This window comes from Cobetia sp. UIB-001, from assembly GCF_044789135.1.
Lineage (GTDB): Bacteria > Pseudomonadota > Gammaproteobacteria > Pseudomonadales > Halomonadaceae > Cobetia > Cobetia amphilecti.
Window position 1 is genome coordinate 3,360,346 of record NZ_CP058244.1, and the last position, 14,913, is coordinate 3,375,258.

The 14,913-nt window shown below is 65.8% G+C and carries 14 protein-coding genes; 6 read left to right on the top strand and 8 right to left on the bottom strand.

What is annotated here, in order from left to right:
* Window positions 1-66 precede the first annotated feature (66 nt).
* The 5 genes from murI to doeA form a co-directional block, all read right to left on the bottom strand.
* Window positions 67-996 (bottom strand): glutamate racemase, encoded by a 930-nt coding sequence (gene murI / locus HA399_RS13980; protein ID WP_404325309.1) that lies wholly within the window; start codon window positions 994-996, stop codon window positions 67-69.
* A gap of 73 nt (window positions 997-1,069) precedes the next feature.
* On the bottom strand, window positions 1,070-2,083 hold the full coding sequence (locus tag HA399_RS13985; protein WP_404325310.1) for a LysR family transcriptional regulator: 1,014 nt from the start codon (window positions 2,081-2,083) through the stop codon (window positions 1,070-1,072).
* 107 nt (window positions 2,084-2,190) lie between these two features.
* A complete protein-coding gene (locus HA399_RS13990; RefSeq protein WP_192837421.1) occupies window positions 2,191-2,694 on the bottom strand; it encodes an Lrp/AsnC family transcriptional regulator in 504 nt (167 codons plus the stop codon).
* Window positions 2,691-3,776, bottom strand: coding sequence for a N(2)-acetyl-L-2,4-diaminobutanoate deacetylase DoeB (gene doeB / locus HA399_RS13995; RefSeq protein WP_404325311.1), 1,086 nt, complete (start codon window positions 3,774-3,776; stop codon window positions 2,691-2,693). Before doeB ends, HA399_RS13990 begins: the two co-directional genes overlap by 4 nt.
* Before the next feature lie 45 nt (window positions 3,777-3,821).
* Window positions 3,822-5,132: an ectoine hydrolase DoeA gene (gene doeA, locus HA399_RS14000; protein ID WP_084589510.1), complete on the bottom strand. Its 1,311-nt coding sequence runs from the start codon at window positions 5,130-5,132 to the stop codon at window positions 3,822-3,824.
* Window positions 5,133-5,576: 444 nt separating this feature from the next.
* Between doeA and HA399_RS14005 the strand changes: the two genes are divergently transcribed.
* On the top strand, window positions 5,577-6,581 hold the full coding sequence (locus HA399_RS14005) for an NAD(P)-dependent oxidoreductase (protein WP_404325312.1): 1,005 nt from the start codon (window positions 5,577-5,579) through the stop codon (window positions 6,579-6,581).
* A gap of 54 nt (window positions 6,582-6,635) precedes the next feature.
* On the opposite strand, the gene HA399_RS14010 is transcribed toward HA399_RS14005, so the two are convergent.
* Complete coding sequence (locus tag HA399_RS14010; RefSeq protein ID WP_205700861.1) at window positions 6,636-7,103, bottom strand: Lrp/AsnC family transcriptional regulator; 468 nt, start codon at window positions 7,101-7,103, stop codon at window positions 6,636-6,638.
* 120 nt (window positions 7,104-7,223) lie between these two features.
* Here HA399_RS14010 and HA399_RS14015 point away from each other — a divergent pair, with 120 nt between their 5' ends.
* Entirely contained in the window at window positions 7,224-8,405 is a 1,182-nt protein-coding gene (locus tag HA399_RS14015; RefSeq protein WP_404325313.1) for a pyridoxal-phosphate dependent enzyme, read from the top strand.
* A gap of 103 nt (window positions 8,406-8,508) precedes the next feature.
* Here the strand turns inward: HA399_RS14015 and HA399_RS14020 are convergent, their stop codons facing one another.
* Window positions 8,509-9,069, bottom strand: coding sequence for a DJ-1/PfpI family protein (locus HA399_RS14020; RefSeq protein ID WP_043334317.1), 561 nt, complete (start codon window positions 9,067-9,069; stop codon window positions 8,509-8,511).
* Window positions 9,070-9,327: 258 nt separating this feature from the next.
* On the opposite strand from HA399_RS14020, the gene HA399_RS14025 reads away from it, so the two are divergent.
* The 3 genes from HA399_RS14025 to HA399_RS14035 all read left to right on the top strand — a co-directional run bounded on the left by HA399_RS14025 (window position 9,328) and on the right by HA399_RS14035 (window position 12,427).
* Window positions 9,328-10,191 carry a hypothetical protein gene (locus tag HA399_RS14025; protein ID WP_404325314.1) on the top strand — a complete coding sequence of 288 codons (864 nt, stop codon included), beginning with the start codon at window positions 9,328-9,330 and terminating at the stop codon, window positions 10,189-10,191.
* Between the two features lie 195 nt (window positions 10,192-10,386).
* A complete protein-coding gene (locus HA399_RS14030) occupies window positions 10,387-11,313 on the top strand; it encodes a lysine exporter LysO family protein (protein WP_153636470.1) in 927 nt (308 codons plus the stop codon).
* A gap of 76 nt (window positions 11,314-11,389) precedes the next feature.
* Window positions 11,390-12,427: a LacI family DNA-binding transcriptional regulator gene (locus HA399_RS14035; protein WP_404325315.1), complete on the top strand. Its 1,038-nt coding sequence runs from the start codon at window positions 11,390-11,392 to the stop codon at window positions 12,425-12,427.
* A 42-nt stretch (window positions 12,428-12,469) separates the two neighbouring features.
* On the opposite strand, the gene HA399_RS14040 is transcribed toward HA399_RS14035, so the two are convergent.
* Window positions 12,470-13,021: a gluconokinase gene (locus HA399_RS14040; protein WP_404325316.1), complete on the bottom strand. Its 552-nt coding sequence runs from the start codon at window positions 13,019-13,021 to the stop codon at window positions 12,470-12,472.
* 332 nt (window positions 13,022-13,353) lie between these two features.
* On the opposite strand from HA399_RS14040, the gene HA399_RS14045 reads away from it, so the two are divergent.
* A complete protein-coding gene (locus HA399_RS14045) occupies window positions 13,354-14,712 on the top strand; it encodes a gluconate:H+ symporter (RefSeq protein WP_043334321.1) in 1,359 nt (452 codons plus the stop codon).
* Window positions 14,713-14,913: the final 201 nt, after the last annotated feature.

Here is a 14,913-nt window from a genome sequence, read left to right on the forward strand (position 1 = left end):
CAAATGGCGGGTCAAGGCGGGAGCAGGCAGGTGCAAGGGGGCCGCGAGAGTCAACGCCCCTGCCCCTCAGTCGTCGAACGACAGCGCCTGCGGCGCGGCAAAACCCTGACTGGCCAGCGCCGTGGCCAGTCCCGGCTGCCGGGCATCCGTCGCCAGCGCCAGGTGCTCATGCGGTGCTGACTGAACCGCTTGAGCGACTTGCTGATCAGCCTGAGCGACTTGCTGTTCAGCCGCTTGCGCCGCAGCACCAAGCGCCAGCACTTCCGCCACGCGGCGGGCGATTGCCGCGCCGGAATCCACCAGCGCCACCCGAGACTCGCCCAGCACCTGCGAGATGTCGGCGCCGAGCAGCGGGAAATGCGTGCAGCCGAGAATCACCACTTCCAGCGCCTCGACCGCCGCCAGATCAGCCAGACTGGCCGCCACCACCTCGGGGCGCGCCGGCTCACCGCGCAGACGCCGCTCGGCCTCCGCGACCAGCGGATCGGCCGCGACGCGAATCACGCGACAGTCGGCGGCGAAGTCACGGATCAGCTGCTCGGTGTAGGCGCGACGCACCGTGGCGGACGTCGCCAGCAACGCGAAGACCGGCGGCTCGCACTTCTCACGACGTGCTGCGCTCTGACGCGCACGTGCCGACGCCGCCGCCGGCTTGATGGCGGGCACGGTGCCGATCACCGGAATCGACAGCGCTTCGCGCAGCGCCGTCAGCGCCAGAGTGCTGGCGGTATTGCAGGCGACCACCAACGCCCGTGCCCCGCTTGCCTCGACGGCCGCCACGCACACCTGAACGATGCGCGGTATCAACCAGTCATCCGGCTTGGTGCCATAGGGTAGCGCGGCGTTGTCACAGACATAGGCCAGCGACAGCTGCGGCCACTGACGGCGGATCTCGGCGGCGACGGACAACCCGCCGACACCGGAATCGAAGACCAGCACCGGGGCGGAAGAACAGGAATCAGAGGCAGGCGTGTCGCCTGGGCAGGCAGGACTCATCGGCAGATACCGCTGGCGACAATCATCATGGAGACGGGCGACTCGAACAGACGGGACAAGGGCGCGGAGTCTATCACGGCCGCAGACCCGGCTTCACAGCCTCGAGCGGTGACAGATCGCGCTGCCCGGCATCATTCACGGCCGTGGTGTCGCGGACGGCTGTCGGTGACGTGGCGAGCACGTCGGGCATCATCGTGTGGCCAATCCGTGCGAAGTGCTCACACAGCACCTCGATCAATGCCCGCAGGCGTGCCGGCTGCATGTCGCGCTCGGCATAGACCAGATGGATATCCACCGGCGCGCACCAGTAGTCGACAAGCAGCGGCACCAGGCGGCCATTGGTGACGTCATTGGCCACCAGGAAATCCGGCTTGTAGGTAATGCCGATGCCCTGGGCAGCGGCCTCGACCAGCCCGCGCCCGCTGTCGCAGCTGAAGGTCGGCGACAGGCGGATCTTGCGTGGCCGTCCGTCGACCATGAAGCTCCACACCGGCCCTTCGCGCTGCTGGGTATAATTCAGGCAGCGGTGATGGGCGAGGTCTTCCGGCACCTCGGGCGCGCCATTCTCGGCCAGGTAACCCGGGCTGGCATAGACCCCGACCTGGGTACCCGCCAACCGGCGCGCGATCAGACTGGAATCAGACAGCGCACCGGCGCGAATCACCAGATCATAATCCTCGGCCATAAGATCGACATGGCGATCCTCCAGGCGCAGGTCAAGCTCGACATAGGGGTAGGTCTGGCGAAAATGCGCCAGAGCCGGCATCAGACACTGGATGCTGAAATCCATCGGTGCCGACATCTTCAAGCGCCCCCGAACCTCGCCCTGACGCTCGCCAAGACTGTCTTCCAGCGCCTGAAGGTCATTGAGCACACGACAGGCCCCCGCCAGGTAATGCTCGCCCTCGGCGGTCAGCTGCAGACTGCGCGTGGTGCGCATCAGCAGGCGAACGCCCAGCTCGGCTTCCAGGCGCGAGATCTGCTTGCTGACCATGCCGTTGGATAGCCCCAGCTGACGAGCACCGCCCGCAAAACTGCCCTCCTCTACCACGGCGCGAAACACCTGCATGGCAGTGAGTCTATCCATCGTGCGATCCCCTTTGCGATCAAGGAAAATGAGCCAGGAAAGTGAGTCAAGAAAGTGAGCCTGAAAAGCGGGACGGCAAGATGACGACGAGTCCGCGCCCGGCGCGCCTATTTTACCTGCTTGGTGACGATGTAGGTGAAATAGCGATCGATGCCCAGCTCTGACACCAGCCAGTGATCGACCAGGCGCTGATAGGCATCAATGCTGGCGGTCTCCAGCCGCAACAGGTAGTCCACCCCGCCGCCGACGGCGACGCACTCGATCACCTCATCCGCCTCTCGCATGGCACGCTCGAAGCGCTGGAAACTGCCGGCATCATGATGCTTGAGGTGGATCTCGACCCACACCGGCGTGCGCGGGGCAGCCCCCGAAGCAGCGCCACCCTGCTGATCACTCAGGCGCTGCTGATTGATGATGGCGGCATAGCCCTCGATGATGCCCGCCTGCTCGAGGCGCTTGACGCGCTCCCAGCACGGGCTGACCGACAGATTGATCTCCTCGGCCAGCCGCGACTTGGTGATGCGGCCATCGCGCTCAAGTATCGCCAGAATCTTGAGATCGAAGGCATCCAGCTTCGGCGCTGGCTGCGAGCGGGAGGGACTCGCGCTCATGAGGCCTCTCGCGCCAGGTCGTCCACGACTTCCGCGATCACCGCCAGGGTGTCGCCCAGACTAATCTGGGCCGGGAAGCGCCGCGCCACCAGCACGCCATCACGGGCGGCGCGATATTCCACCGCCGCCTGACCGGCACGCCCCAGCGGATAGACCCGCGCCACGCATTGCCCCGCCGTGACCTGCTCGCCGAGTGCCATGCACAGCTCCAGCAGCCCTTCATGCTCACTCTGCACGTAACAGCTGGCATCCGGCATGTCGATCAACAGCGGCGCGTTCGCCTGGCTGGCACTCTGGCGCTCGATGTCCTGCTCCAGATCCGCGCGACTGCGCTCGCGCAGCACACCACTGAAGGCGAGGAAGTTGTCGACGCCACGGTCGGCGATCGCCTGACGCTCCGGCGTGGTGGAACCGCCACCGCCCAGCTCCGTGGTGACGAAGACCTTGCCCTGGCGTTCCACCGCCGTGTCGTAGAGTGCCTCGGCGTCCAGCTCGAACATCATCATCGCCGAGGGTGCCCCGAAGGCCAGCGCCCCGGCCAGACTCTCGGCTTCCTGCAGGCGACACTGCTCGACGCCCAGCGACTCCTCGAGATAGTCGAGACGGTGCGCGGCCGCGAACGGCAGGATATCCAGGGTGCGGCCACCGGAATGCAGGTCCAGCGCATAGTCGCACTGCGGCACCAGTACCCGGGTGAAGTAGTCGGCGATCTGCTCGGTCGGGCCGCCGGTGGGGCTGCCGGGGAAGCTGCGATTGAGGTTGCCGCCATCGAGAGGCGAACAACGCCGCCCAGCCTTGGCCGCCAGCGCATTCATGGTCGGCACGATGATGACGCGGCCCTGCACGTCCTCGGCAGTCAGACGCGCCGCCAGCTTGTAGAGCGCGGTGATGCCTTCGTACTCGTCGCCATGATTGCCGCCGGTCAGCAATACCGTCGGCCCCTCACCATTGGCGATCACGCTGATCGGGGTCATCACCGCGCCCCACGCCGACTCGTCAGTCGAGATCGGCAGCTTGAAGAAACCGTGCTGAACGCCATCGGCGAACAGATCGATGGTCAGACTGACGGGGGACTCTCGCATGACACCACTCCTTGTTATGGCGGGCTGCTGACACTTGTCGGCAGGCTATTTGACGAACAGCTGGCGCGGCACATCACACAGCGGCTCGGCACCGTTTTCCGTGATCAGGATCGACTCGGTGATCTCGAGCCCCCAGTCGTCCATCCACATGCCGGGCATGAAGTGGAAGGTCATACCCGGTTCCAGCACGGTCTCGTCACTGGGGCGCAGACTCATGGTGCGCTCGCCCCAGTCCGGCGGATAGCTGATGCCGATGGGATAGCCGCAGCGCGCGCCGCCACGGTCGAAGCCGTACTTGTCCATCGCCGCGCCCAGCGCCAGCGCGATGTCACAGCAGCGATTGCCCGGTTTGGCGATGGCCAGTCCACTCTCGATGCCTTCCAGCAAGGCGGACTCACCGCGCACGAAATCGCGCGGCGGGCGGCCGAGAAACACGGTACGCGACAGCGGCGCGTGATAGCGCTTGTAGCAGCCGGCCAGCTCGAAGAAAGTGCCCTCGCCCTGACGAAATGGCGTGTCATCCCAGGTCAGGTGCGGCGCGGCGGCATCACTGCCGGTGGGCAGCAGCGGCACGATGGCCGGATAATCGCCACCGAGAATCTCACCCTCGGGGCCGATCACGCCCTCGACGCCGACCCGGTAGATCTCCGCGACCAGCGCACTCTTGGGCAGGCCCGGCTCGATCATCTCCAGAATGCGTGAATGCATGCGCTCGACGATGCGTCCGGCCACGCGCATGTAGGCGATTTCCTGCTCGGACTTGATCGCGCGACACCAGTTGACCAGCGAGTTGGCATCCACCAGCCGCGCGTGAGGCAGCTCCTTGACCAGCGACAGATGCGCCCGCGCCGAATAGTAATAGTTGTCGAGCTCGACCCCGACGACCCCATCGTGCCAGCCACGCTGCGGCAGGATGGACTGGGCGAGAAACTCCATCGGATGCATGTCCGGATTCTGCACGTAGTAATCCGGATACCACAGGATGTTGTCCTCGCCCATCCAGCAGGTACGCAGCGCGCCGTTGCCGTCCTGACGGCGCCCATACCAGACCGGCTCGCCGGAGAGCCCCAGCAGCACGCACTGGTGCACATAGAAGGACCAGCCGTCGTAGCCGGTCAGCCACGCCATGTTGGAGGGGTCGGAAATCACCATCACATCGATGCCGGCGCGCGCCATGGCCTCACGCACCCGCTGGATACGCGCGCGATACTCGCCGATGGTGAAGGCCTGACGGCCAGCGGACAGCGCGCGTGGCGTCCAGTCACTCTCGGTGGCCGGTGCCTCGCTGCTGGGCAAGGTGGCCAGGCCAGCGAAGGCTGGCTGGGGCGCACCAGTATGGGGCGGGAATTGACTCATGCAGCGCTCCTTTTCGATCAGGCCTTGAGGCAAGCAGCACGTTGGGGCGGAGCCAGTGGCCATACGCAGGGCCAGGCGGCGGGTGACCGACCTGTCAGCCACTCCGGGCTGACACTGCCTGCCTGCGCCGCGAGCGAACGATGCGCCCTGCGGGTCGGCAGGGTCGGCGTACATGCGTACATCCGAATTCCCCTCTGGATTCGAGTCTGTCACTCTGCCAACAACGGGTCAAAGGACGACTCTGGCACTGTCGCCCTTCGCTTGAGCCCTTGCAAGGCCTGCGCCATTGCCGCCCGCGAGCAGGCCATGCCCGCAAGGCAATGGCGCATAACAAGGCGACAACTCTAGACCCTTTGCACAGAGCCACGAGCAGAGCCTACGAACAGGCCGGGACAGTTCAAAAATCCCGACCCGCCACCCAGCGTCCCTGAAGAGGAGAACAGCATGCGAATACTGGTACATCATGAACGCGCCGAACGTTGGTGCGATGCTCTGCGTCAGCGCTTGTGCGATGCCGCCGGCGCCAGGGGGTCGCGGCAAGGCGAGTCGTCGGAACCGTCATCAAAACAAGCGCCGCTGGAAATCGTTGCCGATGACGGCGAGATGCTGGGCGATGTGCTGGTGGTATGGGCACCGCCCGCGGCGCTGTTCGAGCGCCACCGCGATCACGACGTCAAGGCGATCCTCAATCTGGGTGCGGGCGTCGACAGCCTGCTCGACAACCCGGCATTGCCTGACGATGTGCCGGTGCTCAAACTGAGCGATGCCGGCATGGCCAGCCACATGCTGGATTATGTGCGCTACGGCCTGCTGCACTTTCGACGTGACTTCGACCGCTACGCCAGACAGCAGGCGGACACCCAGTGGGCCCCGCACCGCGTGGTGCGCGCCCACCAGTACCCGGTGGCAGTGCTCGGACTCGGCGCCATCGGCAGCCAGATCGCTGAATCACTGGCGGCAGACGGCTATCCGGTACATGGCTTCAGCCGCAGCGCCCACACGTTGCAGGGCGTGACCTGCCACCATGAGACCGGCGCAGGCGGCCGTTCCCTCCAGCAAGTACTGGGTGACGAGTCGCTCGGCCTCAAGGCGGTGATCAACCTGTTGCCCAATACGCCGGCCACGAGAGACGTGCTGAACGCCGAGGTCTTCCAGGCCCTGCCCGACGACACCGTGCTGATCAACCCGGGGCGTGGCAGCAGCGTGGTCGAGGAGGATCTGGTCGCGGCGCTCGAGGAAAGCAAGCTCAGGGGCGCCCTGCTCGATGTCTTCCAGCACGAGCCACTGGCCGAGGACTGCCCGCTGTGGCACCAGCCGCGCGTGATCATCACGCCGCATGCCGCCGCGCCGACCCCGGTGGCCGAGGCCGCCGATCAGCTGGCCGACAACATTCGCCGCATTCAGCAGGGTGAAGTGCTGACCGGCATCAGCCGCGAGCACGGTTATTGAGCGCGCTGGCGCGCGGTGCTCAACCGGCGATCAGACGTCACCGCCTGACAGCCATTACAGCGGCAGCGCGGTGGTCGTCTTGATGCGCTCCATCGCGAAGCGGGCCGACACGTCGCTCAGCTCGTCGATGGTGTTGACCAGCCGCTTGTAGACGCGGTCGTAGGCGTTCATGTCCTCGACCTGCACCTTGAGGAGATAGTCGTAGTCACCGGCCATGCGATAGAACTCGGTGACTTCCTCGATCTCCTCGACGATGGCCACGAAACGCTCGAACCAGGCCCGCGAGTGATCGCGGGTCTTGAGCTGCACGAAGGCCGTCAGCCCCATCCCGATCAGCTCGGCATTCAGCAATGCCACCCGTGCGGTGATCACGCCACACTCTTCCAGGCGCTTGAGGCGCTTCCAGCAGGGAGACGTGGTCAGATGCACGGCTTCCGCCAGCGCCGCCAACGACAGGCTGGCATCGCGCTGCAGCAGCCGCAGCAGGGCGCGGTCCGTGGCATCGAGCACTATTTTCTCCATTACCCTCACCTCGCAATGAATTCTTGCCATGAAACATGGCTCACGCCATGACAACTGGCAAGTTTTGCTTGGCGGCTGGTCGTACCATGAAAGCTCCTTCCTGCGACCGGAAATGCCGCCATGCCGACCACTGCCTCGCCCTCGACTGCGCCTTTCAGCACGACCGCAGCACAGCACGCCCCGCACACGACTCAGCGCGAGTCATGGCGCCAACGCAGCCTCATGAAGCTTGCGGCATTGAAGGCCGCCACCCCGGTAACCCCGCTGCTGGAACTCAGCCTGCGCGGACTGGGCGAGGCGCGCATCCTGATCAAGGACGAGCGAGCGCATGCCAGCGGCTCGCTCAAGCATCGCCTGGCGATGTCGCTGTTCGAGCAGGCCCTGCAAAAGGATTGGCTCACGCCCGGCGGCCCGGTGATCGAAGCCTCCTCGGGCTCCACGGCGGTCTCTGAAGCGTGGCTGGCACGCCGGCTGGGGCTGGAATTCATTGCCGTGGTGCCCAGGGGCACCGCCTTTTACAAGCAGCAAGCGATTCGTGGCGAGGGCGGGCGCGTGGTGGAAATCGAGGACTCCGCTCGGCTCTGTCAGCATGCGCAGGCGCTTGCCGATGACAGCGGCGGTCACTTCATCAATCAATTCCGCCATGCCGCCACTGCCGGCGACTGGGCAAGCGATACGAGCCTGCCCGGGGAGTGCCTGGCACAGATCGCCGCGCGTGAGCTGCCCGAGCTGCAGGCGGTATTTCTCGGCGCCGGCACCGGCGGCAGTGCCGCCAGATTCGCGAGCCATTTGCGCCACAAGCGCCATCTGCATCACGGGAGTCATCTGCATCACGGGAGTCATCGTGCCCGCGTGATCGGCGTGGACCCCGAGCACTCCGTCTATCACGCCTGCTGGCAGCACCATCGTGCCCACGGCACCCGAACGACTGCCCTGCCCGCCCCGCAGGCGGCCAACCCCATCGAAGGCATCGGCCGCCCCTGCGTGCTGGAGGCATTCGACCCCGCCCATTTCGATGACTACCGGCGCATCGCGGATGCGCGCAGTCAGGCGGCCGCGCTGTGGCTGGCCGAGCATGCCGGGCTTGAGGTCGGCCCCTCCACCGGCACCGCCTTCGCGGGGCTGCTCGAGAGTCTGGCGCTCAGGCGCGCACGCGGTGAGTCACTGGCCGGCAGCTGGTTGCTGCTGGCCTGTGATCACGCCGAACGTTATGCCACCACGCTGGGCGATCCCGCATGGCGAGCCGCACAGCAATCGCGACTCGCCCCGCAGCGGGCCTGGATCGAGGCGTTTGCCGACTGAAACGACGCCTGTTTTACGCCCCCGCCTTAAACGACGACACCCCGCCGGGTGGCAGGGTGTCGTAAGGCACATGCGATGTGATGGCGTGGCTAGCGGGGGTGCATCACACCAGCAGCGCCTGGAACTGACGCAGCCATTCCGGATGCGCCGGCCAGGCCGGTGCGGTCACCAGTTTGCCGGAGGTCACGGCGTCGGTCACTTCCAGCGATACGAACTCACCGCCCGCCAGCTTCACCTCCGGCGCACAGGCCGGATAGGCGCTGACGCGATGGCCTTCCAGCGACATGGCGGCGGCCAAGAGCTGCGGACCATGACAGACGGCGGCGATGGGCTTGTCGGCCTCGACGAAGTGACGCACCATCGCCAGCACACGCTCATCCAGACGCAGATACTCGGGGGCGCGGCCACCGGGGATCAGCAGCGCGTCGTAACTCTCGACGGCGATCTCGGCGAAGCTGGCGTTGAGCGCGAAGTTGTGGCCCGGCTTCTCGGTGTAGGTCTGATCACCCTCGAAGTCATGGATGGCGGTCTTGACGATATCGCCTTCCGTCTTGTCCGGGCAGACGACATCCACGCGATGCCCCATCGCCTGCAGCGCCTGAAACGGCACCATCAGCTCATAATCTTCTACAAAATCCCCGGCAATGATGACAATGCTGGCCATGATGATCTCCTGATTGGACCCAACGTCTAGGTACGCGCCGCGCGCGGCGGGAAGGACAAGGCAGTTACAGAGTACCTATCCATTGCACATGAGCAAGCGCTGAAATATCGTCGTGGCCGCCTGACGGGCGTTGGCTTGATTGTGGGTCGCCTCAACATCATTACATCATCACGTGCAGTCGCCCTGCCCCGTCGCTGCCTGACCGCTCGACACCCCCATTCACAGGCCACGGCTCCAGTGCCGGTCTCGGGAGTCACCATGACCCTGCCATCTTCCGCCTTGTCTCACTTCTCTCAAGCCCCCATGCGGCGCGGCGCTTGCACCGCCACACGCGCCGATCGGCCCTCGGCATGGCAGCGCCTGTGGCGCGCAGGCCTGGGGGCGCTCCTGCTGTTGGCGGGCAGTGCCCAGGCGGCCAGCGATGAGGCCGCTGTCAGCCCTGACGCGCCCCTGGCGCCAGTCGCCAGCATCGCGCCGGTGCCCTTCACCGCCCACTACACCCTGGTGCTGGATGGCTGGCCGGACGTGCCCATCACCCAGCGCGTCAGCCAGAGCGGCGAGCTGTACATCGCCAGCATGGAGGCCTCCATCAAGGTCGCCAGCGGCTATGAGCAGGGCCGCTTCACGCTCGCGGAGGGTCGCTTGCTGCCCGAGGGCTATCGCTCCGGCTATCGGCTGGCCGGCATCGGCAAGGACTACAACCGGGAAGCGCCGGAGGCAGGCGACACCCGCCTGCCTGACCGTCAGAGCCTGCTGGTACTGCTGAGCCAGCAGGTCGACAGCCAATGGAGCGAGCAGGCCTGTCTGGCCGCGACGCCCTGCTCACTGGATTATCTCGACCACAAGGGCCGCCAGCGCACCCTGATGTACGAGATCCAGGGCCAGGAAACGCGCCAGGCGGCACAGCGCACCTTCCGCACCCTGCGTATCGAGGCGTGGCGCAAGCATCGTGAGCACAAGCACTACCGTATCTGGCTGGCGCCGCGCTGGCCGGGACTGATGGTCGGCCTCGATTACCTCGACTACGAAGACGTCATGGACAAGGACGGCAACCGCAACGGCGAGGTGCCGCCGCGCTCGGCCCATCTGACCCTGAACCAGCTGAGCAGCGCCCGCCAGTGAGGAAAGCTCCCGCCTCTAGCGCGGCTGATCATAAGCCCCGCTGATACGCCATCAGCAAGTCTCTCGCGCAATGGTGATGGCGGGGTTATCCAGACTCCACGCCAACCGATATAGTAAGGCCCTTCGGCGGTATTCACCGCCAATCAATCACTTGCGCCGCCCCTGCTGTCCGGGTGGCAACGCCAAGGAAGGGTCATGCTGTCGGGTCTCATCTTCATTCTGCTGCCGCTGATACTCGGCTATCTGGTACGTCTCACCGATCCTGGCCGCCTGGCGGTGGTCAATCGGCTGGTCAATGCCTCCATCTATCTCATCCTGTTCCTGATGGGCATGGGGCTGGCGGCGCTGGAGCAGTTGAGTGTCGGCATGGCCGCCATGAGCGGTCAGGCGCTGACGCTGTTCGCCATCATTACGCCGCTGAATCTGCTGGCGCTGTGGTGGCTGTCGCGCCGCAGCCCGCTGCGCGCCAATCCCGCCCAGGCGGTGGATGGCGCGCCGATGACCCGCTGGCAGGCGCTGTCCGGCTCGCTGACCCTTGCCGCCGTGGTCGCGCTCGGCGTCGGCGCCGGCGTGCTGCTCAAGACCTTCGGCACCCAGCTTGATACCGACACCCTCGCCGAATGGGCGCTCTATGTGCTGCTGGCGCTGATCGGCTGCCAGCTCAGAAGCTCCGGCATGAGCCTGCGCCAGATCCTGCTCAATCGGCATGGCCTGATCATCGCGCTGACGGTGATGGCCAGTTCACTGCTCGGTGGCCTGCTGGCGGCCCCCCTGCTGGCGCTGGAGTGGAATCAGGGCATGGCGATCTCGGCCGGCTTCGGCTGGTACTCGCTGTCGGGGATCCTGATCGGTGATCAGCTCGGGCCGATTCTCGGCGGCGCCGCCTTCTTCAATGATCTGGCGCGCGAGCTGCTGGCCTTCGTGTTGATCCCCCTGACCATCCAGCGCTACACGCCGCTGGCCATCGGCATCGGCGGGGCCACCTCGATGGACTTCACGCTACCGGTGATCCAGCAGACCGGCGGCGTGGCCTGCGTCCCGGTCGCCGTGGTCTCGGGCTTCCTGCTGTCACTGGCAGCGCCGCCGATGATCCTGTTCCTGCTCTCGCTGAGTCACGTCTGATCCGCCGGGCAAGGCTTGCTCCCGGGCTGCCTTAACAGGGACACTCTTGTCCTCCTTCGCAGCCGCTTGAATGTCCATGTCCTCTCAGCCTCACAAAGCTTCCCGCCTCAAGCGCGTCACCCTGGCCGATATCGCCGCCCAACTGGGCGTCACCAAGGTCACGGTGTCGCGCGCGCTCAATCAGCCCGAGAAGGTGTCCGCCGCGATGCGCGAGCGGGTAACCGAATGCGCCCGCGAGCTGGGCTACATGCCCAATCGTCAGGCCGGCAGCCTCGCCAGCGGCCACTCGCGGCTGATCGCGCTGCTGATTCCGTCGCTCTCCAACGCCGTGTTCTCGGAGCTGCATCGCGGCCTGGAAGCCCCGCTGGCCGCCGCGGGCTATCAGCTGCTGATCGGCCATACCGGCTATTCCATGCAGGAAGAGGAGCGCCTGATCGAGACCTGGCTCTCCTTCGGCATCGACGGGCTGGTGCTGTGCGGCAGTCGCCATAGCCCTCGTACCCGCGAGATGATCGCGCGCTCGGGCTGTGCGGTGGTGGAGTGCATGGAGAAGCGCGAGACGCCGCTCGACATGGCGGTGGGACTGGACCAGCACGCCGCTGGCCGCGCGATGACCGAGGCCATGATCGCGCTGGGGCATCGCCATATCGGCTTTCTCGGTGCGCGCATGGACCGCCGCGTCGAACAGCGCCTGGGCGGCTGGCGCGCGGCGATGGAGGCCGCCGGCCTGTCGCAGCAGGCGCTGTTGACCACCGATGCCCCCTCCAGCGTGCGCATGGGCGGCGAGCTGCTCGACGAGATGTTGACCCGCTGGCCCGAGACCCAGGCCGTGTTCTGCTGCAATGACGACCTGGCGGCCGGCGGTCTGTTCGAGTGTCAGCGCCGCGGTCTGTCGGTGCCCGACCAGCTGGCGCTGGCCGGCTTCAACGGCCTGGAGATGACCCGCGGCACCTGGCCGCCGCTGGCCAGCGTGGTCACGCCACGCCGCGAGATCGGCGAGCGCGCCGCCGCCCTGCTGCTGGCGCGCTTGAGCGGTGATCTCGACGCCACGCCCCACGGCCTGTGGGAAGATCTGGGCTTCAGCCTGCAGACTGGCGGTAGCCTGTCCTCGTAATAAGTGGCGGCAGCCTGGCGCCGTGAGACGTCTGGCGAGCGACTAGCGCTCCGGCGCGTCGAGGATCTGCTGACAGACACTCTCGACCAGCGCCTGCGGGGTGGCGCTGATGTCGAGGGTGTGGATGCGCCCTTCATCGTCGCCGGGTACCTCGAGCGTCGCCAGCTGGTTGTCGAGCATGTCAGCGCCCTTGAAGAAATGATCGGCTCGCGCCTCGAGGCGCTCCAGCAGCAGCTCGCGCGTGCCTTCGAGGAACACGAAGCCCAGCGCGGGGTCCCCGCCACGCAGTTGATCCCGATAGCGGCGTTTCAAGGACGAGCAGGCCAGTACCAGACTGCGCCCGTCGCGACGCGCCGCCTCGATCAGCTCGGCCAGACGGGCCAGCCAGCCGTGGCGATCGTCGTCATCCAGCGGGATGCCGCGCGCCATCTTGGCCACGTTGGCCTCACCGTGATAATCGTCGCCATCAATGAACTGCGCGCCAAGGCACGCCGCCAGCTGCTGCCCGACGTGTGACTTGCCACAGCCCGACACCCCCATGACCACCAGACGCACGCCACCGTGCGCGGCCAGAGCCTCTGACCTGGTCGGCATCGACGCGACCGCTGATGCTCCTTCTGCCTGCTGCTGCATGAAAACCCTCTCCCCCTGAATGAAAACGATGGCCCACCAGCGTACCCGATGTTGCCGATCAATCCCTTGTCCGGCGCCTCGGGACGGCAGTCGCGCACTGAGCGACTGCCCGTTGGCGGACAGTCAGCTGCCAGACGCGACAGACTTTTGTCCCTCATGCACCTTTCGGATCATTGCGTAAGCGTTAATGTTACCGGTAACTTTCATCCTGCACGACCCACGACGCCTCACACAATACGCCTTTGGGCAATGGCCGATGATCACGCCGTTGCCAGCCGCAAGAGTTCGCCATCATGTCCCCAGATAGCACCCTCGTCCTTGCCGCCCTCGGCGGCATTCTGCTGCTGCTTTACCTCGTCATGCGCCTGCGCCTGCATGCCTTCGTTGCCCTGCTGGTGGTGAGTCTGGGGGTCGGACTGGCCACCGGCATGCAGCCCGACGCCATCATCGACTCCGTCACCAACGGCATGGGCAACACCCTGGGCTTCGTTGCCACCGTGGTCGGTCTCGGCGCGATGTTCGGCAAGATGCTGGAAGTGTCCGGCGGTGTCGATCGCATGGCCAACACCCTGCTGGGGCGCTTCGGCACCTCACGCTCGCAATGGGCGCTGGCGCTGACCGGCTTTCTGGTCGCGATTCCGGTGTTCCTGGATGTCGCCTTCATCATCCTGGTGCCGCTGGTCTATGCGCTGGCACGCCGCAGCGGCCGCTCGCTGCTCTATTACGGCATCCCGCTGCTCGCCGGTCTTGCCGTGACCCACTCCTTCATTCCGCCGACCCCGGGGCCGATCGCGGTCGCCAAGCTGATCGGTGCCGATCTCGGCTACGTCATCCTGTTCGGCGCGCTGTGCGGCCTGCCGGCGATGATCGTCGCGGGGCCGATCTTCGGTCGCTTCATCGCGGCGCGCATCGACGCCAGGATTCCGGATTACATGGAAAATACCGGCAGCGTGATGAGCGATGAAGAGGTCAATCAGCGCGCCCCGGGCTTCGGTCTGATCCTGTCCATCGTGCTGCTGCCGCTGGCGCTGATCGTGCTCAACACCGTCTCGGGCTTCCTGTTCGGTGACGACAGCCCGCTGGTCGGCTGGCTGGGCTTCCTCGGTCACCCGTTCGTGGCACTGAGTCTGGCCACCCTGATGGCCTTCACCCTGCTGGGTACACGCCGTGGCATGACGCGCGAACAGGTGATGGAAGTCGCCACCAAGGCACTCGAACCCGCCGGCATCATCATCCTGGTCACCGGTGCGGGCGGCGTCTTCAAGCAGATGCTGATCGATTCCGGGGTCGGTGACGTGCTCGGCAACCTGATGGCCGACAGCAACCTGCCGCCTATCCTGCTTGCCTTCCTGATCGCCACCGCCGTGCGTGTCATCCAGGGCTCGGCTACCGTGGCGATGATCACCGCCGCTGGCCTGATGGCCCCGGTGATCGATACGCTGGCGCTGTCCGGCCCGGTGCTGGGGCTGGTGGTGATCGCCATCGCCAGTGGCGCCACCGTGCTCAGTCACGTCAATGACTCCGGCTTCTGGCTGGTCAGCCGCTACTTCGGCCTCACCGAGAAGGAAACACTGAAGAGCTGGACGGTGATGGAGACCCTGATCGGCGTGATCGGCGTCTGCATGGCGCTGCTGATCGGCCTGTTCATCTAGTTTATCCCGTTCATCCAGTTCAACTATTTCAACTATTTCAACTACTGAAATCTGGCCTGCCCGCGCGGTTCGGCCAAGCTGATAGAGCGGGTCATCCGTCAGCAGGCGCCGCTGGCCAGGCGCACGCGTGAAAAGCTGTCACTTCGTGTGGCAGCTTTTTTTGTGGGGCGCCAATCATGCAATGGCAGATTGCGTCTGTTG

What these genes read in the sequence shown, in the direction of transcription:
- HA399_RS14005 (WP_404325312.1), top strand. Translation starts at nt 5,577, where the DNA reads ATGCGAATACTGGTACATCATGAACGCGCCGAACGTTGGTGCGATGCT.
- doeA (WP_084589510.1), bottom strand. Translation starts at nt 5,132, where the DNA reads ATGAGTCAATTCCCGCCCCATACTGGTGCGCCCCAGCCAGCCTTCGCT.
- HA399_RS14040 (WP_404325316.1), bottom strand. Translation starts at nt 13,021, where the DNA reads ATGCCGACCAGGTCAGAGGCTCTGGCCGCGCACGGTGGCGTGCGTCTG.
- HA399_RS13985 (WP_404325310.1), bottom strand. Translation starts at nt 2,083, where the DNA reads ATGGATAGACTCACTGCCATGCAGGTGTTTCGCGCCGTGGTAGAGGAG.
- doeB (WP_404325311.1), bottom strand. Translation starts at nt 3,776, where the DNA reads ATGCGAGAGTCCCCCGTCAGTCTGACCATCGATCTGTTCGCCGATGGC.
- HA399_RS14035 (WP_404325315.1), top strand. Translation starts at nt 11,390, where the DNA reads ATGTCCTCTCAGCCTCACAAAGCTTCCCGCCTCAAGCGCGTCACCCTG.
- murI (WP_404325309.1), bottom strand. Translation starts at nt 996, where the DNA reads ATGAGTCCTGCCTGCCCAGGCGACACGCCTGCCTCTGATTCCTGTTCT.
- HA399_RS14010 (WP_205700861.1), bottom strand. Translation starts at nt 7,103, where the DNA reads ATGGAGAAAATAGTGCTCGATGCCACGGACCGCGCCCTGCTGCGGCTG.
- HA399_RS14030 (WP_153636470.1), top strand. Translation starts at nt 10,387, where the DNA reads ATGCTGTCGGGTCTCATCTTCATTCTGCTGCCGCTGATACTCGGCTAT.
- HA399_RS14020 (WP_043334317.1), bottom strand. Translation starts at nt 9,069, where the DNA reads ATGGCCAGCATTGTCATCATTGCCGGGGATTTTGTAGAAGATTATGAG.
- HA399_RS14045 (WP_043334321.1), top strand. Translation starts at nt 13,354, where the DNA reads ATGTCCCCAGATAGCACCCTCGTCCTTGCCGCCCTCGGCGGCATTCTG.
- HA399_RS14025 (WP_404325314.1), top strand. Translation starts at nt 9,328, where the DNA reads ATGACCCTGCCATCTTCCGCCTTGTCTCACTTCTCTCAAGCCCCCATG.
- HA399_RS14015 (WP_404325313.1), top strand. Translation starts at nt 7,224, where the DNA reads ATGCCGACCACTGCCTCGCCCTCGACTGCGCCTTTCAGCACGACCGCA.
- HA399_RS13990 (WP_192837421.1), bottom strand. Translation starts at nt 2,694, where the DNA reads ATGAGCGCGAGTCCCTCCCGCTCGCAGCCAGCGCCGAAGCTGGATGCC.